This window comes from Acinetobacter portensis (assembly GCF_009372215.1).
In the GTDB taxonomy this organism is placed as follows: Bacteria; Pseudomonadota; Gammaproteobacteria; order Pseudomonadales; family Moraxellaceae; genus Acinetobacter; species Acinetobacter portensis.
This window is the reverse complement of the sequence record NZ_LWRV01000077.1, coordinates 39,422-62,237: the sequence shown is the minus strand read 5'-3', so window position 1 is coordinate 62,237 and position 22,816 is coordinate 39,422. Positions and strand designations below refer to the sequence as shown.

Here is a 22,816-nt window from a genome sequence, read left to right as displayed (position 1 = left end):
AATTATAGTTGTGAACCAATAAAGAAATGTAAACGAATGGGTTTACTTTCATCCGATAAACCACTTGCGACATCTAAACGAATTGGACCAATTGGAGATGCCCAACGAATACCTACACCCGCGCTATAAGCCGCAGGCGTTTTAAAATCTGCATCATAGGCATTACCAAAATCTGTAAATACCGCAGCGCGCCATCCTTCAGAGAATTGATAGTTATATTCTAAAGAACCAACAGCAAGCGCCTGACCACCGACTTTAAATCCGTCTTCTCTTGGTGAAAGGCTCTTATAGTCAAAACCACGCATGGTTTGATCACCACCAGTGACATACCGTAAATTATACGGTACACGGCTAAAATCATCTGTAAAGATATAACCTAAGTCAGCACGACCGACAAATTGATGATCAAAATTATCACCCACTGAATAAATAAAACGCCATGAAGCATTAGCAATTGCCATATTGACATCGGTCATGAGATTCTCACTACCAACTTCAATTTTATAGGTTTGTTTAAATCCACGAGATGGATTTACGCGTTTATCTGAATCTGTACGAGATATTTCATAACCAAATAATAAAGATTCTTGTTCTGTATTTCCTGTCCCTAAGAAACTATCAGGAATATCATTAACATCAAAGACACCTTGTCCTGTTAAACGATCTAAACGATAACGCACACCCATCACATGTTGCCAACTTCCGCGCGGGTTTTTAATCACTCGGTCTGCACCTAAAACAGCAGATTCAATAAGTAATCCACCTGTATCGGAAATATCTTTACGTTCTTCACGTTCGTAACCACCGACCAAAGAAATATAATCATTCAAAGGATGGTTATAAGGAATGTTATATCGACCATCAATAGATTGACGTTTTTGTGATAATTCGAAGTTTGCATCAAATGAATGACCACGTTTGTTCACAATTGCACGGCGATATTGACTACGTAAACGCACACCTGTATCTGTACCATAACCTAAACCAAGCTCGGCATTATTTAACTTATCTGCATTTAAAGTCACAATGACAGGCACTTTTTTATTTTCACGCGCTTGTGCTTTTAGGCGTTCAGTTTCTTGTTCTTTGGTTTCTTGCTGTATTTGTAATTTTTTAACTTTACTGTTGCTTTCTTCAACACCCGAACCTGCAAACTGATCTTCATTCACTACATTCTGCGTCACTTCAACTGAAGATGCTGCCGAAACTTGCTTTTGCTGAGGTTCGCTAGAAGTAGTACCATTTGCCAAATTATCTAAATCTATTAGGGCTTGAAGATCTGGTGCATATTCTAATTTCTTTTCAATTGGATCTGGACGTGCAGCATCAACCAATGTGTAGTTAAAATAACGCGAGTTGGTTAAGTTATTTGCCAATGTATTGACACGCCAAAATGCATAATCTTGACCGTCTGTCCAAGGCACTAATTTTTCTAAAATATCTCGGTCTAGAGGGAATTCCTTATTAGGATCACTCATTCGGAATTCAACAGCACCTAATTTATATCGGTCACCTGTTTCATATTTTAAATTAATATCTGCTGTATCTTGTGGCTGCGAAACTTTAACGTCATGCATGCGCCAATATGCATCAAAATAACCATTATTGGTTGCTGCATCTGTAATTCTTTGTTTGGTTTTGTCATATAAACCATGATTAAAAACATCATCTTCAGCAAGATCTGGCAAAATTCCAATGACCTGAAATTGAGCCTGATTTTCACCTGCACCACTAAATTCAACCGTATTACTTTTCACAAGCACAGGTTTATTCGGCACAACTAAAACTTTAACTTTTCCACTGCCAACTTTTTCAAACTTAAACTCTGCATTATAAAAACCAACAGCTTGAGCTGCTTGATTAGATAAGCTTCTGAGTTGTGATGTTGCAGAAATAAAATCTTCAAATGCCTCTACCGTATAACTAGATAGTTTGGCTTTTACATTTGCTTTTAATGCGGTAACGGCTAATTTTTCTTTATTTGTAAATGTGTCTAAACTACCATCTGCAACCACAACATCTGCGCTAATACGCTCAATCACTTGTGCATTTACAACTTGTTGAGGTCTAACTTTATAATAAAGTTTTTTAAAGAAACCTACTTTTTCTGGTTCAACAGTTTCAGAATCTAAATTAAGCGCACTTAAAGTCCGTCCGCTTTCATTCGCTTCTACAATAATTTTGCTGTCTGAACGAATACTTTCCATTAAGCCATCAACATTAATTGGCGCTTGATTAATTTCTGCCAATTCTTGCTGTGTTGCATCATTCACTAAAATTTCTTTAGATTGTTCAGCTCGATTTTTCTCAGCATCTTGCTTTGCCTGCTCCGCAACTTTAAAGATGTCATTCACCATCTGATCATCTGCTGAAATCTCAGGTAAATTTTCTAAGTCATCAATATCAATCGGTGCAAATTCTTCGACTGGAGCTGGTGATGAAACTTGATTCTGAAGCATCTGATAGCTGTCAAAATCTTCATCAATAGCGTACAAATTTTTATTGGGTTTCTGTTTTATCGCATTATTTGCCTTAAGCGCATTTGCTTTTATTTCTTCTTGATATTCTATAGGCAATTCAATTGGGCTTAAATTTGGCTTAGCCTGAACCTCAGCAAATCCATGCTGTGCCATGAAACTTAAAAAAAAGCCCATACATATATGCTTATGATTGATTCTTCCTGAAATGGAATGAATACTTAAACACAATGTCGATTTTTTAAACTTTAAATTTTCAGGCATAAAACTACGAACCAATTTAATATTTTTAATATGAAGTCTTTGTAAATATTATCACACGAGTAGAAATACTATATGACTTTCAATACATAATAGACTTAAAATATCATACATGAATTTTATAGTATTATAGACATCGCTCACATTTCTTAATAAAACTTTTAAATAAGTGCCAATATTATGGACAACAAAGAACATCTACTCGGTACACGTCGCTTCTTACCGATGTTTATCACGCAATTTTTTGGTGCATTAAACGATAACGTTTATAAACAAGCTCTTTTATTGGTCATTACCTACGGATGGATCCAACAACAAACTGCAGATGTAAGCACACTGAATAATTTTGCAGCACTTTTATTTATTTTGCCTTACTTTATTTTTTCTGCAACAGCAGGACAAATTGCAGACAAATATGAAAGATCACAACTCGTACGTTATTTAAAAGCAGCTGAAATTTTCATTATGATTCTTGCCACAGCAGGTTTCCTCATTGGAAATTTATGGCTGTTATTACTTGCATTATTTTTAATGGGTACACATTCAACATTTTTTGGCCCAATTAAATACGCAATTTTGCCTGAAATTTTAAAACCCAATGAACTTATGTCAGGAAATGCCTTATTTCAATCTGGCACGTCTATGGCAATTTTAATTGGGATGATTTTAGGCGGTGCTGTTATTTCCTTATCGCAAGGAAATTTAGTATGGATTAGCGCGACAGTCCTGATCATTGCAATTTTAGGTTATATCTCTAGTACATTTATCCTGAAACAGAAAGTAACAACAAATAACATTCAAGTCGATTGGAATTTTTTCAGAACCAGTTTTCAAACACTTAAATATGCTAAAAGCCTCCCTCTTATTTTTACCATTCTTTTAGGAAATTCTTGGTATTGGTTTTATGGGGCAACCTATCTCACTCAAATTCCACAACTCACACAAGAATATCTTTATGGCAATGAAAACGTAGTGAGCCTTTTACTGACTTTCTTCTCTGTGGGAATTGGTGTTGGTTCGCTACTTTGTAGAAAAATTGGCGGTTCTGAAGTAAATATTAAGATGGTTCCTATTGGTGCTATCGGTTTAACTATTTTTGCTTATTATTTAGCAATGAGCATATCTTTTGTACCTACACATACAGGTGAACTTCTTACACTGAGTGAAGTTTTCCAACAAGGTGCAAGCTATTATCACGTGATGATTGCTATTACTTTATTGGGTATTAGTGGTGGTTTTTACATTGTGCCGCTTTATGCCATGATGCAAGCCTATTCACCCCGATCACATCGTGCTCGAGTAGTTGCAGCAAACAACATATTAAACGCAATTTTTATGGTCAGTTCTGCTATATTTTCTATTATTGTATTAAGTATCTTAAAAATAGATATGAAAGTACTATTCTGTATTACAGCAACTTTAAGCGCAATATTTACAGTTTGGCTATTATTTAGACTAAAGCCATTACTCAAAACGGCACAGCTCTCGTTGGAGGATTAATTCATGCGTCAATTTACAGGTATCGATAAGCTTATCAATTCATTCGATCAAGCTTTACGCAGCTTAGTACCAGGTGCAACATCTGCACACCGTGAAAATCCTGCAAATGAAGTCGATACTCAACTTGCTGTAAGCGAAGCACGCCATGTTGCAGGACTAATGCGTGTCAATCATAGCGGTGAAGTATGTGCGCAAGCTTTGTATCACGGTCAAGCTTTAACAGCAAAGTTACCCAACGTACGTCGAGAAATGGAACATGCAGCAATTGAAGAACAAGATCATCTAGCATGGTGTGAAGATCGTTTAAAAGAATTAGACAGCCATACCAGCTTATTTAACCCTGTTTGGTATAGCCTTTCTTTTGGTATGGGTGCATTAGCAGGTATTGCTGGAGATAAATACAGTCTTGGTTTTGTTGCTGAAACTGAACGTCAAGTGAGCTTGCATTTAATTGATCATATCAACCAATTACCATCCCAAGATGAACGCTCACGTAAAATATTAACGCAAATGAACGAAGATGAATTGCAACATCGAGATACCGCATTAAATGCAGGCGGTGTAGATTTACCTTTACCTGTACGTATTGCGATGACAGGCATTTCCAAATTAATGACCAAAACAAGTTATTACATTTAAGACTGTTTGATTCACAAAAAACAAAAAAGGCTCAGAATTCTGAGCCTTTTAATTCATAATTAGAAACGATAGCCAATACTTGCATTCCAACCATTAACTTTAATACGCAGCTCATCAGCAAATTTCAAATTTGTACCTTCATAACCTAAATTAACAGTGAAGTTACGCGTTGGATTTACAATCAATCCTGCACCATAAGCTAATTCTGTCTTAGACGTTTTTGTAGGGTCTGCAGGCTCTGTAGTCCCACCTATGGTAAAATCAGTACTCTTAAGTTTAATATTAGAAATACCTGTAGTCGCATAAATACTTACATAATTATTAAAACGATAAGCTGGTCCCATCATATATGTAAAATATTTGACATCAGTCTTATATACATCTAGGCCATCTTGCTCTGATACATCACCTTTTAAATAAGAAACAGAAGAAATTAAACTAAAAGGTGAGTTCCACTCGTAACGGTATTGAGCATTTACACCTTTTAAATCTAAATCGCTAATTTTACTTTGAGCATATCCCAAACTAAAAGAGTGATTATCAGCAAATGTATATGAAGAAGCAGTCATAGCTATTAATAAAGAATATTTTAAGTATTTATTCATAATATTAAGTTCCGATTTTTAGTATTCGTAATGTCGATCAGGATGAATCGATTAATGCATATTCTACAACACATTTTTAAATATATAACTAATGTGTCACATTTCAAGTTTTTAAAAATTTTGCATATTTTATTTAATAATCAGATTGTAAATTTTTACACTAAACAAAAAAGGCTCAGAATTCTGAGCCTTTTTTTAGCAATCTTTAAAATTAAAAACGGTAACCAACACCAATGTTAAAGCCTTTTGCTTTAGCTCCGTCAACCTTGGTACCTTCATACCCTAAGTTCACAGATACATTATCTATTGGATTAATTTTTACACCCACACCATAAGCAAAATTAGTTTCTTTTAAAGAATCATTAAAATCCTTTGTATGACCTGTACTATTTACCCACGTCTGTTGACCTTCAATTTTAGAATGTGCAAAACCTGCAAGGGCATAAACACCTAAGAAATCATTAATCTTGTATTCTGGACCTGCCAATAATGAAAACTGTTTAACATTATATTCATCATGATACATATCATAACCATCAGTATATGATAATTTATTATCACCCTTTAGATATGAAGCTGAAACAACAAGATTTACAGGAGAATCCCATTCATAACGATACTGAGCATTTACACCCTTAAGCTTTACATCTTCTATTTTAGAATAAGCATAGCCTACAGACACTGTGCTTTCAGCAAATGCCGTTGATGATAAAGCAGCAGTAGCCAACAATAGGCTATATTTTAATGTTTTGTTTAACATACTATTTTCCATATTCAATTAAGGGTAGATATTTTTAGCCATAAATAGAGCGAATAAAATATGGACAAATCTTAACCCAATAAGCAAAATATGAGAAATACATCACACTTTTCAATTAATAAGCATTCAATTTTTTTTAATTTATACATTTACAACATTAAATTTTATTCCATTACTAATTAATAACTTATGACTCAATATCTCAGATAAAGGAATTTTCACATCTAAAGCCAATGGCATTTTTTTAGGATTAAATTGCATTTCATTTATGTGACATCCCCATGCAATTAGGTCTATATCTAGTGAAATCTGATGGGATGGGCGTACTCTCCCTGCCTCAGACTCCATATTTTTTACAATGAGTAATAATTCGTCAACAGAAAGACTACTCTTTAAAATACATGCAGAATTCCAATAATCTTCACCAATGCCATCACGACATGGAATTAAATATATATTTGAAAACTGCACATTACCCAAAGATTGGATTCTTTTATAGGCTTTTTCAAAATTAGATTCAGGCTCGAAATTACTCGCTAGTGCTAGCGCGAAAATCGTTTCGGTGTCGTTCAAGACGAATTCCTACAGAATTTGCTTGCGGGATAATGGCAGGCTTACGGATCGTGATGATAATTGATTCAATTGCTAAGAACTCTGTAAATAAAGCATTTATCACGAGTTTTGCAGCATGTTCAATCAATTTTGGTTGAGCATCTTGAATGACTTTTGCCGATATTTCACAAATTTCGGCATAGTTCATTGTATCTTCAAGTTCATCGGAATTTGAAGCTTGTTCAAGATTTGTTTGCAAGGTCAAATCTAACATTAAAGGTTGAATAATTTGACGTTCCCAATTGAAACATCCAACAACCGTATCAACTTTTAAGCCTTCAATGATGATTGCATCCATAACTCAACCTTGTTCTAAAAGTAGATCTTTATTAATGTTTTAATAAAAGATTTGGATCTATAGTTTGCACCATCTGCAAACGTTGGTCTGCATAAATATCGGTATATGGTGCTAGAATGCGCATAAAGCGATCAAAATACAGCATTTGCTTAAAGAGTAATGCAAAATCACGTGGGAATCGAATACCATGACGCTCACCCACTGCGACCATATCCATCATGATATCGTTTAAATCGGCAGGATTTGACGACAAAATCTCTTGTGGATCTGCAAGTAAAACGCCGCTAAATAGGCGTTCTAAATCTTCCGTCAAAACTTTGGTATCAATTTCACGATCAGTCATGCCCATTTTCAGCATATTTTCAGCCATTAATGGAAAATCTGTTTTTTGCAGCGCATCCATAAATGCAATACATGCTGTCCAAACTTCAGGTTTTAACTGACCTACAATACCAAAATCGATAAAGCCAACGCGACCATCTTCAAGCAACATAAGGTTTCCTGCATGTAAATCTGCATGGAAACTATTACACATCATTAAACTACCAAACCAAGTATTCATAGCTGTAATAAGCACTTGAGATGGATCTTTAGATAGTTTTTTTACCACATTGAAGTCTGTTAACGGCACGCCAAAAAAGCGTTGCATGGTCAGAACACGACGTGTTGAATATTGATGATAAACTTTGGGTGCTGTGGCTGCTTTATTTTGTGTGATTTCTAAATACTGTACAAAATCATCAATATTTTTTGCTTCTTCAATAAAGTCGACTTCACGAACCATACGGTTTTTAATTTCTTCGACAATATCGGCTAATGATGCAAATTTTACTTTTGGAACGACTTTTTCAAGTACTTTTGCAGACCAATGTAAGACATTTAAATCTGTATAAAGGATGGTTTCTACACCAGGTTTTTGCACTTTAATGACAACATCTTCGCCACTAACTAATTTAGCAGCATGAACCTGTGCAATTGAAGCAGATGCAAGCGGTGTTTCATCAATAGATGCAAAAATTTCACCTAAATCTCGCCCTGCAAATTCAGATGCTAAAACACTTTCAATATAGCTAAAGGGCAATTTTGGTGTTTGATCTAAACAGCCTTGAAATTCTTCGACATATTCACGTGGAAATAACGATGGCGTACTGGCAATAAATTGACCAAGCTTAATATAAGTTGAACCGAGTGATTCAAAAGTTTCACGCATAAGTTTTGCGTTACTTGGTTTTTCAGTTGCATATTTAATGCCTGCTTTTGCAGCAACAACCGCAGTTTCACCCATACGAGCAACTGACTTAAGTCCATCTAACCAAATTTTCTTTTTCATAATGTCTTAGGAAAAAATAATTGCACCGAGTGTAGCAAAATTTTAAGGTTTTGCAGGATTATATTGCCTGACAAAGAGAACAATTCGTATCAATTTGGAAATTAACAATGCGTTGTTTCATGCTTAAACCATCCCAAAGCAAGAGCTTTTGCTTTAAAGGCGTTAAAGCCAAACCCAAATATAATAAGGCATGATGTGCCTGCAAACTTGCCATGACATTTGGCGTGGTTGCCAATACCCCAGAATCTGCACATCTAAGGCTTTCATTGATATGATCTTCTTTTGGGAAAAGGCATTCATAACATGCTGAATCTCCTTCCACCATAAACATTTGACCTTGAAAGCCAATCGCAGAAGCGCTAATTAATGCAACATTGTGCTTTTTAACAGATTCATTGACTAAATAACGTGTGGTGAAATTATCACAACCATCTAAAACTAAGTCTTGTTGAACAATCAATTCATCTACATTCGATTCATCTAATTTTTCCACTTTTATAATGACATCTATATGTGGATTAATTGATTTTAATCTTTTAGCCAATACTTCTGCTTTATAAAAACCAACATCTTGAACCGTATAAGCAATTTGGCGTTGTAAATTACTCATTTCCACAGTATCTGCATCAATAAGTGTAATTTTCCCAACACCTGCACGTGCCAATAATTCTGCTGTTGTACAGCCAATACCACCACATCCCACAATTAAAACATTCGCAAGTTTTAACTTTTCTTGCGCTTCAATATCCCAACCATCAAGTAAAATTTGGCGTGAATATAAATGCATTTCTGCATCAGAAAGTTCTAAGTCTGTATCTAAGTTGTTGTCTAATACTTGTGTCAAAATAATTACCCAGCCAAGTTTGTGGAAGATGATACAAATAAAGCATCTAAAGTCTGTTCTATTTTTATAAATATTTCATCAAAATTAATTTTCTCACCCACCATTAAAGTATCTATAAATGGTTTGGCAATTGAAGCACCAAATAACATATCTGCCAGAATTTCAGCAGAGAGATGAATCTTGTAGTGATTTTTTTCAATTTTTTGAATGGCTTCAATTAAGTGATCACGACTTTTAGAAATACCAATTTCATAAAATGTATCACTTAAACCTTCTATACCAATGCTTTCAGAAATTGCCAAACGGCATAATTTAATATGACGATCTGATAACACATGTTCTGCACACACTTTTAACCGATATTTTAAAAGCTGAATTGCAGATAAATTTTGCTCAGGTAATGCACTTTCTTCCCAAATATAAGAAGATAGAATCAAGTCTTTAAGCAGTTCTTTTTTATCCTTAAAATAGACATATAAGGTTTTTTTAGACATCCCCGTTTCAGATGCAATTTCAGACATCGTGACATTTTCAAAACCTTTTTCACCAAAAAGCTGTTCAGCAATATTAAAGATTTCCTTACGGCGATCTTCAACTTTCATCGCCAATGGACGACCTAATTTAGCCATATCTTCAACTCTTGACTTAAGAAACCCATAAGTTTCATAATGCGCCACTCAAAAAAAATCATCAGGTAATTATGACAGCATCATCTAACCGTGCAATGCCTATTCTTATTGCATTACTCGCGGCAATCGGTCCTATGGGAATCGATATGTATCTTCCTAGTATTCCTGCTATGGCAACATCTTTAGGAAGTAGCGAAGGTGCTGTTCAACTCAGCTTAATGACTTTTTTTGTAGGCTTGATGCTTGGTCAATTGGTTTATGGACCATTATCTGACAAATTTGGTCGAAAACCACTCATTTACTTAGGTTTATCTATTTTTGTACTTGCTTCAATTGCATGTGCTTTTTCTCAAACGGTTCAACAACTTCAAACCCTTCGTTTTGTTCAAGGTTTAGGTGGATCAATTGGGATGGTCATTGCCTTTGCCATTATTAAAGACCAATTTCAAGGTCCTGAAATGGGTAAAATGATGTCGATGGTTTTGGCAATTTTAGGATTATCTCCTGTTGCTGCACCACTCATTGGTGATGGTTTACAAGCCTTAGGTTCATGGCGCAACATTTTCTTCTTTTTAGCAGTCTATTCTTCTATCGTGATGATTTTGGTTTTTGCGCTTTTGCCTGAAACGCGTAAAGTAGAAGATCGAGCAACATTTAAATTATCACAAACTTTTCATCATTATTTAAACATCATCACAAACCGTAAATTTATTATTTTTGCTTTAACACTTTGTATCGCACAAGCAGGTTTTTTTGCTTATATCGCAGGCTCTGCAAGTGTATTCATTAGTGAATATCAACTTTCTTCTACCCAATTTAGTCTTATTTTTGCGATTAATGCATTTGGCTTAATTGCTGCGGCAATTTTAAATCCTAAATTGCATGAAAAATTTGGTCCATTAAAAGCTTATAAAATCATTAATATTGGCTTTTTTGTGGTGATTGCAATTTTACTTGCATGTTTCTTAATGGGATTGAATCACTTAGTTGTACTTTGTATAGGTATGTTTATTGCAGTTGCACTCCTTGGATTTATTATGCCTACAGGTAGCCAACTGTCATTAATGTATCAGCATAAATTAGCAGGAACAGCTTCAGCATTATTAGGTTCTATGCAATTTTGTTTTGGCGCAATTATTACAGCAGTTACAGGCTCATTTGTTTCTTCTGGCAGTATTGGGCTCATTAGTATTATGACTATTTGTGCTTTAGTTTCAGCTTTAATGTGCTTATTGATATTCCCGAAAAAGCTATAACATAAACTCGAAACGAGCCTCGCTTTAAAATAAGATGCAAGCCGTGATTACCCATTATGAATCACGGCTTTTATTTTTAATGAAGTAAAATCTAAAGATATTGTTTTAATTTAACCACACCAAAACAACACACAAAGTAATTACATTTAATTGAAAATTCTGATTATTCCATATAATTGTAATTACAAAAAGTAAAATAAGTTTAATTACCATACAAATTTGTATTTTTTAATGAACTGAGCGTTCATCTTATCTTCCTTGTATATACACGCAAAATAGGTTAATTTTCAATCAACTTAAAGCATTTGCTTAACCCGATTTTTTATAAATCACCTTACCCTAGAGGTACTCCCATGTCTAAGATGATTGATTTATTCGAACAAAACCTTGTTCAAAACTTTGCTCAATTTTTCTTTTCTAAAGCAGATCATATTGAAGATCAGTTACATCAATATATTCAAAATACATCTGAAAATGATCTTAAATCGATGATTGCGAATTTCTTTGCACAACCTCAAGCACAAGAAACTGCCCTTGCTTTAGATTTACAAAAAAATGAAATTCAAGCTTTACTTGCAGGTGATGCTTTAACAAAAACTCACTTAAAAAGCACAGCTAAAATTGCGACTTATTATTTAGCAATGGAAACAGATGCTTTTTCAAAAGTAAATGTTTTTGATAGCTTAAAAGATTACCCAATGTAATTTTCCATAGCACATAAAAAAGCGACTTTAAAAGTCGCTTTTTTATTGGAAATAAAATTTGATGATTAAAACAAATTAATGCATCCAACAACCTAAAGTCACACGATCATTGCCGCCATAATCTTTTACCGTACGAACTTGCTTATAACCTGCTTGTCTAAACAAATGTTGCACTGCATCTGCTTGGTCATAACCATGCTCAAGTACCACCCAACCATTGACAGTTAAATGCTTTTTCGCTTGAACAATAATCTCTTCAATATCCGCCAAACCATTTTTTGCTGAAACTAAAGCACGTTCAGGTTCTGTTGCCAAATCCTTCATATGCACATCATTGGCATCAATATAAGGTGGATTCGATGCAATTACATCAAAAAACTGACGACCCAAAGGTTTTAGCCACGAACCCAATACAAACTCAACATTTTCAATATCATGCTGTTCTGCATTAAACTCAGCTACCTCTAAAGTTGGCGCATAAATATCTGAAGCAATAATTTTCCATTCAGCACGCTCAGAAGCAAGTGATAATGCAATTGCACCTGTTCCTGTGCCTAAATCTGCCACACGAGCATCTTCAGGTAAATCCAGTTTAAGAACAGTTTCAACCAAAACTTCCGTATCTGGACGTGGTACTAAAGTATCTTTCGTTACTTTTAAATCTAAAGTCCAAAAAGGTTGAGAGCCTGTGACATAAGCAAGTGGCTCACCTGCTTCAACACGTGACAAACCATCTTTATATGCTTTTTCTTGCTCAGAAGTTAACACTTGATCTTTTTTCATAATCAAGTCAAAAGAATCTATTTTCGTGATGTGTTCAAGTAGCCACGCATTTTCTTGGCGTTCGTAACTTTCTGCTTCACCACGTAAGGCTAATGCCTGTCCAATATTCAATTAACCACCATTCTGCTGTGCAAGCATTGCTAGCTGATCTGCTTGATATTCACGGTGTAAACTATCAAGAAGTTCTGTTAAATCACCTTCCATCACCGCATCTAACTTATATAAAGTTAAATTAATACGATGATCTGTCATACGACCTTGCGGATAATTATAAGTACGAATACGCTCTGAACGGTCACCCGAACCAACTAAGTCACGGCGCATTTCTGATGTCGCAGCATCAGCAGCAGCACGTTTGGCATTTTCTAAACGAGACACCAATAACGCCATCGCTTTTGCTTTGTTCTTATGTTGTGAACGCTCATCCTGACATTCAACCACTGTACCTGTTGGAAGATGCGTAATACGAACAGCAGAGTCAGTTTTGTTAATATGCTGACCACCCGCACCCGAAGCACGATACGTATCAATACGTAATTCAGATGAGTTAATTTCAACCGATGTATCTACATCAATTTCAGGCAAAATTGCGACCGTACATGCCGATGTATGAACACGACCTTGAGATTCTGTTGCAGGTACACGTTGTACACGATGCGCACCACTTTCGAATTTCAAACGACCATAAACACCATCGCCATTAATCAGGCAAATCACTTCTTTATAGCCACCATGTTCACCATGGTTTTCCGATAGAATTTCTAAACGCCAACCTTGCGATTCTGCATATTTACTATACATACGATACAAATCGCCAGAGAAAATCGCCGCTTCGTCACCGCCCGTTCCCGCACGTACTTCCAAATATGCCGAGTTTGCATCATTTGGATCTTTTGGAATCATCAAGATATTTAAATCAGCTTCAAGCGATTCAATTAAAGCTTTATTGTCTTTAATTTCTTCTTGCGCCATTTCTTTAAAATCTGGATCAGATAACATCGCTTCAGCAGTCGCTATATCTTCCTCAGCTTGTCTATACTTTCTCCAAACATCTGTAATTTCAGATAAATCACTATGTTCACGTGATAATTGGCGAAAGCGTTTGTTATCTGAAATTACTTCAAGATCTGCAAGTAATGCATTCAACTCTTCATGACGGTCAGTAAGCTGATCTAATCGTAAACGTAACGATTCTTTCATTTTAAAAAAGATCTCAATATAAAAGCCATTCCTTGTATTTCCACAAGATCGGCATAATAAAAAATTGGGCCTAGTTTAACGATTCTTTGATGTAAATGACATATTTAACTTGTATATAAGATTGGGTATAAGAAATTAATGACTGAATAAAACTTTATATTCAGTCTTCTTTATAAAATGAAAGGAGATCAATTGAGATACAAACTAAAATAGATATTTCAGTCCAATGCTAAGTCCCATATTTTCTTGTGAATGATTTGCTAATCTAGCATTCACCATAAACCATGAAGAAAAATTATTCCTTAATTGCGCATTGAGTCCTACATTCACATTGAACCAATCTTTTTCTGGTTTATAGCCACTCATTTCAAAACTACCATTCATTGTTTTTAAGCCCGCTTTCACGGCAAGAGCATCATCTTTAAATTCATGACTCCATGATGCTTCTAAGGCAGGTGATAATATGTAGTTATTTAACTTCCAGTCACTTTGAAATCGAACACCTAAACTTGAAGTGAGGGACTCTCTGTTTTGATCCTCAAACCACATTGCAGTACTATCAGCTTCTTTTTCTTCAAAACCATTTATTCTGACTTTTTGCCAATCTAATGAAGTAAATGGTGTAATTTTGATATTTGAATACACATCAAACACATGACCAAATTCTAAACCAACACCATATTGAGAACCTTTGGTTTCAGCAGTTTGTACTCTTTGCATTGGACCAATCTGAATTTGACGTGATATATCCTTGTAGTCTAAACGTCCAACATTCGCATATGAACTTAGATAATTTTTATTTTCTTTATAAATACCAAATAAAAATCCATTGATAGATCTTAAATCATAAGATCCTATTTGATGACCAAAATCACCTTTTTGCTGATTCAAACTGATACCAACTCCCCCCGAGACTTGTGAACTTAAACGATAATTTAGCCCCACGTTTAAATTCACATCATTTGTACTTAATTCAGGATTAGATGGTGTTGCTTTAATTTTTTGATGATTATAGTCCGTATTAATAAATACATGTGTATCTTCACGCTTTATATCTTTTAACATTTCTTGGCGTATGACACGCTTCTGAGAATCTCGTGCCATTAATGGAAGCTCTGCCAACAAAGACATTTGTTGAGGGGCAGCTAATGTAGACAAAACAACTTGTGCTAATAGTTGATGGGTTTCAGATGTTGGATGTACACCATCCGCAAACATATAGCCTTGCCCATTCGCGGTACAACCCAATGAACTGCCACCACATGCTGTATCCGAAATATTATTGATAATTCCATAGTTATATGGATTTTGGTTAATTTCACCCAGTAAACCATATACATTAACAGGTACAATATTCAAACCTTTTGTACTCATTTTCTCTAATTCAGCATTTAATTGAGTATTATAAGAATTAGAAAGTTGAGACATAAATCCAGCAACCATAGGACCACTAGCATTTGCATCTGGTGTTAACCCCATATCGGGTAAATTATAAACAACAACATAACGAGCACCAGCATTATATAAACTGTCTAAAATCAACACTTCTTTATTTGAAGTATCCATTAAAGATAATTGCAATTGTTGTAAATTTATAGAACCTGTTTGAAATTGTGAAACCAAATTAAAAATATCATTACCCCCTCCCCAGACTTGATACAGGGTATTTTCATTCGCCTGTCCTCCATTGCTTGATAAATATTGTCCGAGTTGTTGTTGTAAATTCGGTACCTTTTTTTCCAAATCTGAAACAGTTGCACCACCCCACGCATAGTTTTGACCACCCAATAATGATGCGGTGGTATGATGACCAATACGATCTGCCACAATTTCTGCTGTAGTCATACCTGGATTCGTTGTGAATTTAGTTGCTTGACCTAGTGTCGCAAGTCCAACATTTCCGCCATCACTCAAGCTATCACCAAATATTACGGAACCGTTAAAGTTAGATGCATTTACATATACTGCATTGCATAGAATTAATGATGTAAACATCCATTGTTTATGATTGAAAAACATTACCCTTCCTTTTGTGATGTACTACTTATTATTCTGTTTTATCTGTAAATTTAATCACAAAATATCATTAAATTCATTTTCAACACAAATTTAAAATCGTTTTCACACTATCTCATCAGAAAAAATGAATCATATGCTGAAACATTGAACACATCATTCATATTTACTTCACCTTTCACGTGTTAATTAACAAAGCGCAACAAAGCAAAAACCAAACTACTTAAAAGCCTTTGGATCTCTTCACATTGTGGAATAAACCCTTTGATAAATTAGCGATCAAGATAAATATTTAAAATCCATAAGGATTCGGAGATACCATGAAACTGAATGCCATTCTATTAAGCACAGCACTTGCAACAGCTTCAATGTTTGCAATGACCGCTCATGCAGACAACACAACTCGCGTTGCAGCAGCAAGTGCATTAGGAAGTGTTGCTGGAACAGCAATTGGTAAAAATATGGGTGGCAATACAGGCGCAACGATTGGTGCTGCCCTAGGTGGTGCTGGCGGTGCAGCTGTCGCAAGTGATAAACGCAACCGCACATCATCTGCAGTTGGTGGTGCAGTTGGTGGTGGTGCTGGTTATACCGTAGGTAAAAGCATGGGCGGTACAAATGGTGGATATATCGGTTCTGCACTTGGTGCAGCAGGCGGTGCTGCTTTAGGTAATAAAGTATCAAAAGATAAACAATACACCAGCAGCAAAAATAGCAAATGGAAAAAACACAACCGTAAGCGTCGTTAATAATTCCTCAATGTTATAGATTTACTCCATTCGCACCTTCGGGTGCTTTTTTTTGCTTAATAAACACTGAATAATCATGAAGAAATATAGAGGAAATATCATTTATTTTTTACCAATCGAAACAAAGCAATGAGCTTTTTCTCCATCGTTTATTCTCACTCTTTAACTACATTAGATGCAATAAACAACAGATACCTTGCTAGGGCTAAAAAATGAAAATTCAATCTATATTAATTGCTAGCATCATTACAGCATCTGCAATAACAATGACTACAGCACAAGCAAGTGATAGTACTCGTGTTGCTGTGACTTCTGGTTTAGGCGGTTTAGTGGGTGCAGCCATTGGTAATAAAATGGGTGGACAAACAGGTGCAATGATTGGTTCAGCTATTGGTGGTGGCGCAGGTGCTGCAGCATCTTCAAGCAAACGCGACCGTAATGGTGCAATCATTGGTGGCGCTTTAGGCGGTGCTGGCGGATATACCGTAGGTAATAGCATGGGTGGAAGTAATGGCGGATACATTGGTGCAGCAGCAGGTTCCGCAGGCGGATCAGTCTTAGGCAAAAAAGTAAGTGAAGATCGACGTTATGATGATCGATACGACCGTCGCAACAACAACTATCGAAATAATGATTACCGCTACAACAACCGTGGTCACCGTAATGACAATGGACGACATAATGGTTGGTATAAAAACGGCAAACGCTAATTATTTCAGAATCTAGTACAAATTAGCTATTCATCTAAAAAAGCATCTTCGGATGCTTTTTATATACATATTTTACCGATGCATAAACAATATATCGTTTTTTTTCGATATACAAACTTAAAATCAAGTCGTATGATGAAAATAGTTTTTAATTTCGGAATACATCATGCGTTCATTGCAAGAGACTAAATTTTCTATTCTTGAACTCGCCCCCGTTCGCGACGATCAATCTGTGCAATTTTCTTTACAACATTCTTTAGAACTTGCTCAACATGCTGAAAAGTTAGGTTATGACCGTTTATGGTTAGCAGAACATCACAATATGGATGGTATTGCGAGTTCAGCAACTGCGGTTTTATTGGGTTATATTCTTGCCAACACCAAGACCTTAAAAGTCGGATCTGGCGGAATTATGTTACCAAATCATGCACCACTCGTGGTTGCAGAACAGTTTGGTACGCTAGCAACTTTATATCCGAACCGTGTTGAACTTGGTTTAGGTCGTGCACCTGGTACAGATCAAGTGACCATGCGCGCTTTAAGACGCGGTCGCCAAGAAACTGAAGAACAATTTCCGCAAGATGTTTTAGAAATTCTCAGCTATTTTGCAGATCCTCAACCCAATCAAAAAATTGTAGCCACGCCAGGTCAAAGTACACATGTCCCCGTTTGGCTTTTAGGATCAAGCTTATTCAGCGCGCAACTTGCTGCACGTTTAGGACTTCCCTATTCATTTGCCTCACATTTTGCTCCACGCATGTTAGGTCAAGCGATTCAGCTTTATCGTGAGAACTTTCAACCTTCTGAATATCTAGATCGACCTTATGTTTCTATGGGCGTTCCAACTGTAGTCGCAAATAGCAATGAAGAAGCTCAATATTTAGCGACTAGTGCGTATCAACGCGTACTTGGACTCATGCGCGGTCAGAGCTTGAAACTCAAAGCCCCAGTAAAAAGCATGGATGAATTATGGTCTTCTGCAGATAAAATGGCGGTTAATAATTTTTATGCAATGGCACAAATTGGCGATCAACAAACCGTTAAAAATGGTTTAGAAAAGCTACTTTGCCAATTCGATGTTGATGAGTTTATCTTTACTTGTGATATTTATGACACAGATAAAAGATTAGAAAATTTTGATCATCTTATTCATCTAAAAAACCAATAATCATTGATTCCCCTACAAGGCTTATGGAAACCCATAGGTCTTTGTTTTTTATTTTCTTTATAACAATAAAAAAGTGATTTGCGATTAAAGAAAATAACTGTATAAATATTGTTCAAAATTAAAATTTCAAAAAATAAAAATCCTTGGGGAATGATCATGGCCATTAAAAGTCAACGGGAAATATTCGCATCTTTTCAAAACTTAAAGGAAGATTACTCAGAATTTCAAGGAAAAATAATATCGTCCGATGTCATTACACAACATAACTTTGAACATTTAAATGTTGCAATTATTGGCACAGACCAATTTATTGTGATGCACTTAGAGAATATTTGCTTAGCTGCAAAAAACATTAAAGTTTTTCAAATTTCGCCACAATATATTTTACCTAAAACAGATAAAGGCTTGCATCGCTTAATTAGTCATCCTTTACTGATTAAAAATCGTCGTTTATTTAGCAATAGAATTAAAGCCCTTTTGTCTTTACGTTTTTTAGAGTCTCAAGTAATTGACCCATGGTTAAGACGCTTACTTACACCCAATAGTGCAAATTTACCCAAAAACATTCTTAAATCGGATAGTTATTACGCAGCATTACAGCGTGAAAATTGCAGCTTAAATGCTTGGCCAATTCAAAAAGTTTCAACCTCTGCCATCCATAGTATTGATAGATTGGCTTATTTTCCCGATATCATCATCACGACATTCACACAAAAATGCTAGTTTTTTAATCACTTACAATCTTTTATTTATATTTTTTTATGATTACCTATTCATTATTTTTAATAAAAAAAAGAGCCACATTTTGACTCTTTTTTAAATATAAAAACTTATGTTTTAGCTAATACGACGTTTTAGTCCCGTCATCTGAAGTACACGTGTAGAAATTTCTTCAATCGACATTTCAGAGACATTTAAGTGCTTAATTCCTTCTGAAATATAAATACCTTCAATTGCACGAAGCTCCATCTGACATTGACTAAAACTTGCATAACGACTATTTGCTTTACGCTCTGAACGTATTGCTACTAAACGATCTGCGTCAATCATTAGACCAAATAATTTATGCTTATGTTCTTTTAAAACAGCAGGCAAACGGTTGTCATCTAAGTCTTCTTCAGTCAAAGGATAGTTTGCAACACGAATACCAAATTGTAATGACAAGTAAATAGATGTTGGCGTTTTACCCGAACGAGACACCCCAATTAAGATCAAATCTGCCTTGTCGTAATGACGTGTTCTTGCCCCATCATCGTTATCTAAAGCGAAATGAACCGCATCAATACGTGACTTATAAGACTCAGAATCTGTCACCGCATGGGTTTGTCCGACTAAAGTTGTAGGCGCAGTACCTAACTCTTCAGACAATTTACTAATAAGCCCTTCAAATACATCAAGATTTACTGCTTTTGCAGTATTAATAATGTCACGAACATAGGGGTCGACCAAAGTATCAAATACCAAAGGCTTTTGCCCATCCAATTTTGCTCTTGCATTAATTTCTGCTACGACATTAGTCGCAGCCTCTTCAGAGCTAATATAGGGAATAATATGAATGTCAAAATTAACATGTGGAAACTGCGCTAATAGCGAGTGGCCAAGGGTTTCAGCGGTAATTGCAGTACCATCTGAAACAAAGAAAACACTGCGCTTAATTTGTTTAGCTTCTGACATTAAAATTCTCCCGAAACATTTGTCTTAGTGTCATTAAATCTTTATAGTAAGCCATCTTACATGACTGTAACTTAGTTCAATAAAATTACTAAGTAATTTGTTATAATTTCATGCCAAGATAGTGATAAATACTGCAAAAGTGGAGTAACAACTTTGGAAGCGCGCGTAATTGGTCTAGAAAAATTAGGGAAACATGATGTTGAGCTTGTAGGTGGGAAAAACTCATCTCTAGGCGAAATGATCAGCCATCTTTCTAATGCTGGTGTATCTGTCCCTGGTGGTTTTGCAACAACCGCTCAAGCTTATCGTGAATTTCTCGAGCAAAGTGGCCTAAACGCTAAAATCAATGCAGAGCTAGCAGCACTCAATGTAGATGATGTTGTCGCTCTTGCTGAAACTGGCGCAAAAATTCGTCAATGGATTGTCGACACTCCACTGACTGCTGATCTTGAAAAAGAAGTTCGTACTGCATTTGAAGCGCTTTCAAACGGCAACCCAGACATCGCGGTTGCCGTTCGTTCATCTGCGACTGCAGAAGACTTACCTGATGCTTCATTTGCGGGTCAACAAGAAACATTCTTGAACATTCGCGGCATCGACAACGTACTTGTTGCAATTAAAGAAGTATTTGCATCGTTATATAACGACCGTGCTATTTCTTACCGTGTACACCAAAACTTCGCACATGACGTTGTTGCGTTGTCTGCGGGTATCCAACGCATGGTTCGCTCTGAAACTGGCGCTGCGGGCGTTATGTTCACACTCGATACTGAATCTGGCTTCCGTGATGTTGTTTTCATTACAGCATCTTATGGTTTGGGTGAAATGGTCGTTCAAGGTGCAGTAAACCCTGACGAATTCTATCTATCTAAACCATTACTAAACGCAGGTAAACATTCTATCTTGCGTCGTAACTTGGGTTCTAAACATCAAAAAATGATTTACAGCGAAGATGCTTCTGCGGGTAAATCAGTGTCTATCGTAGATGTTGAAAAAGCAGAACGTCAACAATTTGCGTTAAACGATCACGAATTACAAGAACTTGCTAAACAAGCGCTCATCATCGAAAAACATTACGGTTCTCCAATGGACATCGAATGGGCTAAAGATGGCGATGATGGTGAAATCTATATCGTTCAAGCACGTCCTGAAACTGTAAAAAGCCGTGAAAATGTCGGCACAATGGAACGCTACCTACTGAAACAAAAAGGTACTGTTGTTTGTGAAGGTCGTTCAATTGGTCAACGCATTGGTTCTGGTAAAGTTCGCATTGTGAGCTCAATCAAGGAAATGGATAAAGTACAAGACGGTGACGTGCTTGTATCTGACATGACAGATCCAGATTGGGAACCAGTAATGAAACGCGCTGCTGCGATTATTACAAACCGTGGTGGTCGTACTTGTCACGCTGCAATTATTGCGCGTGAACTTGGCGTTCCTGCAATTGTAGGTTGTGGCAATGCAACTGAAATTCTAACCGATGGTCAAGAAGTTACGGTTTCTTGTGCCGAAGGTGATACAGGCTTTATTTACGAAGGTGCGTTAGATTTCGAAATTCAACGCAACTCTATCGAATCTATGCCTAAACTTCCGTTCAAAGTAATGATGAACGTAGGTAACCCTGACCGCGCATTCGATTTCGCAACTATTCCTAACGAAGGTATTGGTCTTGCACGTTTAGAATTCATCATCAACCGTATGATTGGTGTGCATCCTAAAGCATTATTGAATATTGAAAGCTTACCGCGTGAAACACGTGCTGCTGTAATGGCTCGTACTGCAGGTTACTCTTCTCCTATCGATTTCTATGTAGAGAAATTAGTAGAAGGTATTTCAACACTTGCCGCTGCGTTTGCAGACAAACCTGTTATTGTTCGTATGTCTGACTTTAAGTCAAACGAATACGCAAACTTAATTGGTGGTAAGTTATACGAGCCAGAAGAAGAAAACCCAATGCTTGGTTTCCGTGGTGCAAGTCGCTACGTTTCTGACAATTTCCGTGACTGCTTCGAACTTGAATGTCGTGCATTGAAAAAAGCACGCGATGAAATGGGTCTTACAAACATCCAAATCATGATTCCTTTCGTACGTACAGTTGCAGAAGCGAAACGTGTTATTGAATTGTTAGCACTTAACGGTTTAAAACGTGGTGAAAATGGTCTTAAAGTGATCATGATGTGTGAGCTTCCAACAAACGCATTATTGGCTGAACAATTCCTTGAACATTTCGATGGTTTCTCTATCGGTTCAAATGACTTAACTCAGTTAACACTTGGTCTAGATCGTGACTCAGGTATTGTGTCTCACCTATTTGATGAGCGTGATGCTGCTGTGAAAGTACTTCTTTCAATGGCAATTCAAGCATGTCGTAAAGCAGGTAAATACGTGGGTATTTGTGGTCAAGGTCCTTCTGATCATCCTGATCTTGCAAAATGGCTCATGGAACAAGGTATTGAATCTGTATCTTTAAATCCAGACTCAGTATTAGAAACTTGGTTCTTCTTAGCTGAAGAAGAAAAGTCTCAACAAGCATAAGAAACTGTGTTAAAAAAGACCCTAATTAGGGTCTTTTTTCATTTATACTCTTTGTTCGTTTTTCGA

Annotated in this window: 21 protein-coding genes; 9 read left to right on the top strand and 12 right to left on the bottom strand. The window is 36.1% G+C overall.

What is annotated here, in order from left to right; genetic code table 11:
* Positions 1 to 2: 2 nt before the first annotated feature.
* Positions 3 to 2,741 carry an autotransporter assembly complex protein TamA gene (locus tag A6M14_RS08710; protein ID WP_152874569.1) on the bottom strand — a complete coding sequence of 913 codons (2,739 nt, stop codon included), beginning with the start codon at positions 2,739 to 2,741 and terminating at the stop codon, positions 3 to 5.
* Positions 2,742 to 2,915: 174 nt separating this feature from the next.
* Here A6M14_RS08710 and A6M14_RS08705 point away from each other — a divergent pair, with 174 nt between their 5' ends.
* Positions 2,916 to 4,238, top strand: a complete 1,323-nt coding sequence (locus A6M14_RS08705; protein WP_171522172.1) for an MFS transporter — start codon at positions 2,916 to 2,918, stop codon at positions 4,236 to 4,238.
* Between the two features lie 3 nt (positions 4,239 to 4,241).
* Positions 4,242 to 4,877: a 2-polyprenyl-3-methyl-6-methoxy-1,4-benzoquinone monooxygenase gene (gene coq7, locus A6M14_RS08700; protein WP_152874567.1), complete on the top strand. Its 636-nt coding sequence runs from the start codon at positions 4,242 to 4,244 to the stop codon at positions 4,875 to 4,877.
* A 59-nt stretch (positions 4,878 to 4,936) separates the two neighbouring features.
* Here coq7 and A6M14_RS08695 read toward each other — a convergent pair whose 3' ends face one another.
* The 7 genes from A6M14_RS08695 to A6M14_RS08665 all read right to left on the bottom strand — a co-directional run bounded on the left by A6M14_RS08695 (position 4,937) and on the right by A6M14_RS08665 (position 9,955).
* Positions 4,937 to 5,482 carry an Ail/Lom family outer membrane beta-barrel protein gene (locus A6M14_RS08695; protein ID WP_152874566.1) on the bottom strand — a complete coding sequence of 182 codons (546 nt, stop codon included), beginning with the start codon at positions 5,480 to 5,482 and terminating at the stop codon, positions 4,937 to 4,939.
* 211 nt (positions 5,483 to 5,693) lie between these two features.
* Positions 5,694 to 6,242: an Ail/Lom family outer membrane beta-barrel protein gene (locus tag A6M14_RS08690; protein ID WP_152874565.1), complete on the bottom strand. Its 549-nt coding sequence runs from the start codon at positions 6,240 to 6,242 to the stop codon at positions 5,694 to 5,696.
* A 141-nt stretch (positions 6,243 to 6,383) separates the two neighbouring features.
* Positions 6,384 to 6,815 carry a 2-amino-4-hydroxy-6-hydroxymethyldihydropteridine diphosphokinase gene (locus A6M14_RS08685; protein WP_152874564.1) on the bottom strand — a complete coding sequence of 144 codons (432 nt, stop codon included), beginning with the start codon at positions 6,813 to 6,815 and terminating at the stop codon, positions 6,384 to 6,386.
* Complete coding sequence (gene folB / locus A6M14_RS08680; protein ID WP_152874563.1) at positions 6,772 to 7,152, bottom strand: dihydroneopterin aldolase; 381 nt, start codon at positions 7,150 to 7,152, stop codon at positions 6,772 to 6,774. Before folB ends, A6M14_RS08685 begins: the two co-directional genes overlap by 44 nt.
* A gap of 31 nt (positions 7,153 to 7,183) precedes the next feature.
* On the bottom strand, positions 7,184 to 8,482 hold the full coding sequence (locus A6M14_RS08675) for an ABC1 kinase family protein (protein WP_152874562.1): 1,299 nt from the start codon (positions 8,480 to 8,482) through the stop codon (positions 7,184 to 7,186).
* A gap of 58 nt (positions 8,483 to 8,540) precedes the next feature.
* Complete coding sequence (locus tag A6M14_RS08670) at positions 8,541 to 9,269, bottom strand: HesA/MoeB/ThiF family protein (RefSeq protein WP_152874588.1); 729 nt, start codon at positions 9,267 to 9,269, stop codon at positions 8,541 to 8,543.
* A gap of 62 nt (positions 9,270 to 9,331) precedes the next feature.
* Positions 9,332 to 9,955, bottom strand: coding sequence for a TetR/AcrR family transcriptional regulator (locus A6M14_RS08665; RefSeq protein ID WP_152874561.1), 624 nt, complete (start codon positions 9,953 to 9,955; stop codon positions 9,332 to 9,334).
* Between the two features lie 71 nt (positions 9,956 to 10,026).
* Here A6M14_RS08665 and A6M14_RS08660 point away from each other — a divergent pair, with 71 nt between their 5' ends.
* Both A6M14_RS08660 and A6M14_RS08655 read left to right on the top strand, forming a co-directional pair.
* Positions 10,027 to 11,211, top strand: a complete 1,185-nt coding sequence (locus tag A6M14_RS08660) for a multidrug effflux MFS transporter (protein ID WP_228720318.1) — start codon at positions 10,027 to 10,029, stop codon at positions 11,209 to 11,211.
* Positions 11,212 to 11,564: 353 nt separating this feature from the next.
* Positions 11,565 to 11,915 carry a hypothetical protein gene (locus A6M14_RS08655; protein ID WP_152874560.1) on the top strand — a complete coding sequence of 117 codons (351 nt, stop codon included), beginning with the start codon at positions 11,565 to 11,567 and terminating at the stop codon, positions 11,913 to 11,915.
* 75 nt (positions 11,916 to 11,990) lie between these two features.
* Here A6M14_RS08655 and prmC read toward each other — a convergent pair whose 3' ends face one another.
* The 3 genes from prmC to A6M14_RS08640 form a co-directional block, all read right to left on the bottom strand.
* Positions 11,991 to 12,809, bottom strand: coding sequence for a peptide chain release factor N(5)-glutamine methyltransferase (gene prmC / locus A6M14_RS08650; RefSeq protein ID WP_152874559.1), 819 nt, complete (start codon positions 12,807 to 12,809; stop codon positions 11,991 to 11,993).
* Positions 12,810 to 13,898 (bottom strand): peptide chain release factor 1, encoded by a 1,089-nt coding sequence (gene prfA, locus A6M14_RS08645; RefSeq protein WP_152874558.1) that lies wholly within the window; start codon positions 13,896 to 13,898, stop codon positions 12,810 to 12,812.
* Positions 13,899 to 14,102: 204 nt separating this feature from the next.
* The gene (locus A6M14_RS08640; RefSeq protein ID WP_152874557.1) at positions 14,103 to 15,917 is read right to left on the bottom strand and encodes an autotransporter outer membrane beta-barrel domain-containing protein; all 1,815 of its coding nucleotides are present in this window, start codon (positions 15,915 to 15,917) and stop codon (positions 14,103 to 14,105) included.
* 317 nt (positions 15,918 to 16,234) lie between these two features.
* Between A6M14_RS08640 and A6M14_RS08635 the strand changes: the two genes are divergently transcribed.
* From A6M14_RS08635 to A6M14_RS08620, 4 genes are all read left to right on the top strand, one after another.
* Positions 16,235 to 16,663, top strand: coding sequence for a glycine zipper domain-containing protein (locus tag A6M14_RS08635; protein ID WP_152874556.1), 429 nt, complete (start codon positions 16,235 to 16,237; stop codon positions 16,661 to 16,663).
* 212 nt (positions 16,664 to 16,875) lie between these two features.
* Positions 16,876 to 17,373, top strand: a complete 498-nt coding sequence (locus A6M14_RS08630) for a hypothetical protein (protein ID WP_152874555.1) — start codon at positions 16,876 to 16,878, stop codon at positions 17,371 to 17,373.
* Positions 17,374 to 17,539: 166 nt separating this feature from the next.
* Entirely contained in the window at positions 17,540 to 18,541 is a 1,002-nt protein-coding gene (locus A6M14_RS08625; RefSeq protein WP_152874554.1) for an LLM class flavin-dependent oxidoreductase, read from the top strand.
* 150 nt (positions 18,542 to 18,691) lie between these two features.
* Positions 18,692 to 19,264 carry an NAD(P)/FAD-dependent oxidoreductase gene (locus A6M14_RS08620; protein ID WP_152874553.1) on the top strand — a complete coding sequence of 191 codons (573 nt, stop codon included), beginning with the start codon at positions 18,692 to 18,694 and terminating at the stop codon, positions 19,262 to 19,264.
* Between the two features lie 114 nt (positions 19,265 to 19,378).
* Here A6M14_RS08620 and ppsR read toward each other — a convergent pair whose 3' ends face one another.
* Positions 19,379 to 20,215 carry a posphoenolpyruvate synthetase regulatory kinase/phosphorylase PpsR gene (ppsR, locus tag A6M14_RS08615; protein ID WP_152874552.1) on the bottom strand — a complete coding sequence of 279 codons (837 nt, stop codon included), beginning with the start codon at positions 20,213 to 20,215 and terminating at the stop codon, positions 19,379 to 19,381.
* Positions 20,216 to 20,368: 153 nt separating this feature from the next.
* Between ppsR and ppsA the strand changes: the two genes are divergently transcribed.
* Complete coding sequence (gene ppsA / locus A6M14_RS08610) at positions 20,369 to 22,750, top strand: phosphoenolpyruvate synthase (RefSeq protein ID WP_152874551.1); 2,382 nt, start codon at positions 20,369 to 20,371, stop codon at positions 22,748 to 22,750.
* The last annotated feature ends 66 nt before the right edge of the window (positions 22,751 to 22,816 follow it).

Coding starts and splice junctions, on each gene's coding strand:
- A6M14_RS08635 (WP_152874556.1), top strand. CDS start 16,235: ATGAAACTGAATGCCATTCTATTAAGCACAGCACTTGCAACAGCTTCA.
- ppsR (WP_152874552.1), bottom strand. CDS start 20,215: ATGTCAGAAGCTAAACAAATTAAGCGCAGTGTTTTCTTTGTTTCAGAT.
- A6M14_RS08710 (WP_152874569.1), bottom strand. CDS start 2,741: ATGCCTGAAAATTTAAAGTTTAAAAAATCGACATTGTGTTTAAGTATT.
- A6M14_RS08690 (WP_152874565.1), bottom strand. CDS start 6,242: ATGTTAAACAAAACATTAAAATATAGCCTATTGTTGGCTACTGCTGCT.
- A6M14_RS08640 (WP_152874557.1), bottom strand. CDS start 15,917: ATGTTTTTCAATCATAAACAATGGATGTTTACATCATTAATTCTATGC.
- A6M14_RS08655 (WP_152874560.1), top strand. CDS start 11,565: ATGTCTAAGATGATTGATTTATTCGAACAAAACCTTGTTCAAAACTTT.
- A6M14_RS08675 (WP_152874562.1), bottom strand. CDS start 8,482: ATGAAAAAGAAAATTTGGTTAGATGGACTTAAGTCAGTTGCTCGTATG.
- coq7 (WP_152874567.1), top strand. CDS start 4,242: ATGCGTCAATTTACAGGTATCGATAAGCTTATCAATTCATTCGATCAA.
- folB (WP_152874563.1), bottom strand. CDS start 7,152: ATGGATGCAATCATCATTGAAGGCTTAAAAGTTGATACGGTTGTTGGA.
- A6M14_RS08665 (WP_152874561.1), bottom strand. CDS start 9,955: ATGGCTAAATTAGGTCGTCCATTGGCGATGAAAGTTGAAGATCGCCGT.
- A6M14_RS08620 (WP_152874553.1), top strand. CDS start 18,692: ATGATCATGGCCATTAAAAGTCAACGGGAAATATTCGCATCTTTTCAA.
- A6M14_RS08625 (WP_152874554.1), top strand. CDS start 17,540: ATGCGTTCATTGCAAGAGACTAAATTTTCTATTCTTGAACTCGCCCCC.
- A6M14_RS08630 (WP_152874555.1), top strand. CDS start 16,876: ATGAAAATTCAATCTATATTAATTGCTAGCATCATTACAGCATCTGCA.
- A6M14_RS08670 (WP_152874588.1), bottom strand. CDS start 9,269: ATGCATTTATATTCACGCCAAATTTTACTTGATGGTTGGGATATTGAA.
- A6M14_RS08695 (WP_152874566.1), bottom strand. CDS start 5,482: ATGAATAAATACTTAAAATATTCTTTATTAATAGCTATGACTGCTTCT.
- prfA (WP_152874558.1), bottom strand. CDS start 13,898: ATGAAAGAATCGTTACGTTTACGATTAGATCAGCTTACTGACCGTCAT.
- A6M14_RS08660 (WP_228720318.1), top strand. CDS start 10,027: ATGACAGCATCATCTAACCGTGCAATGCCTATTCTTATTGCATTACTC.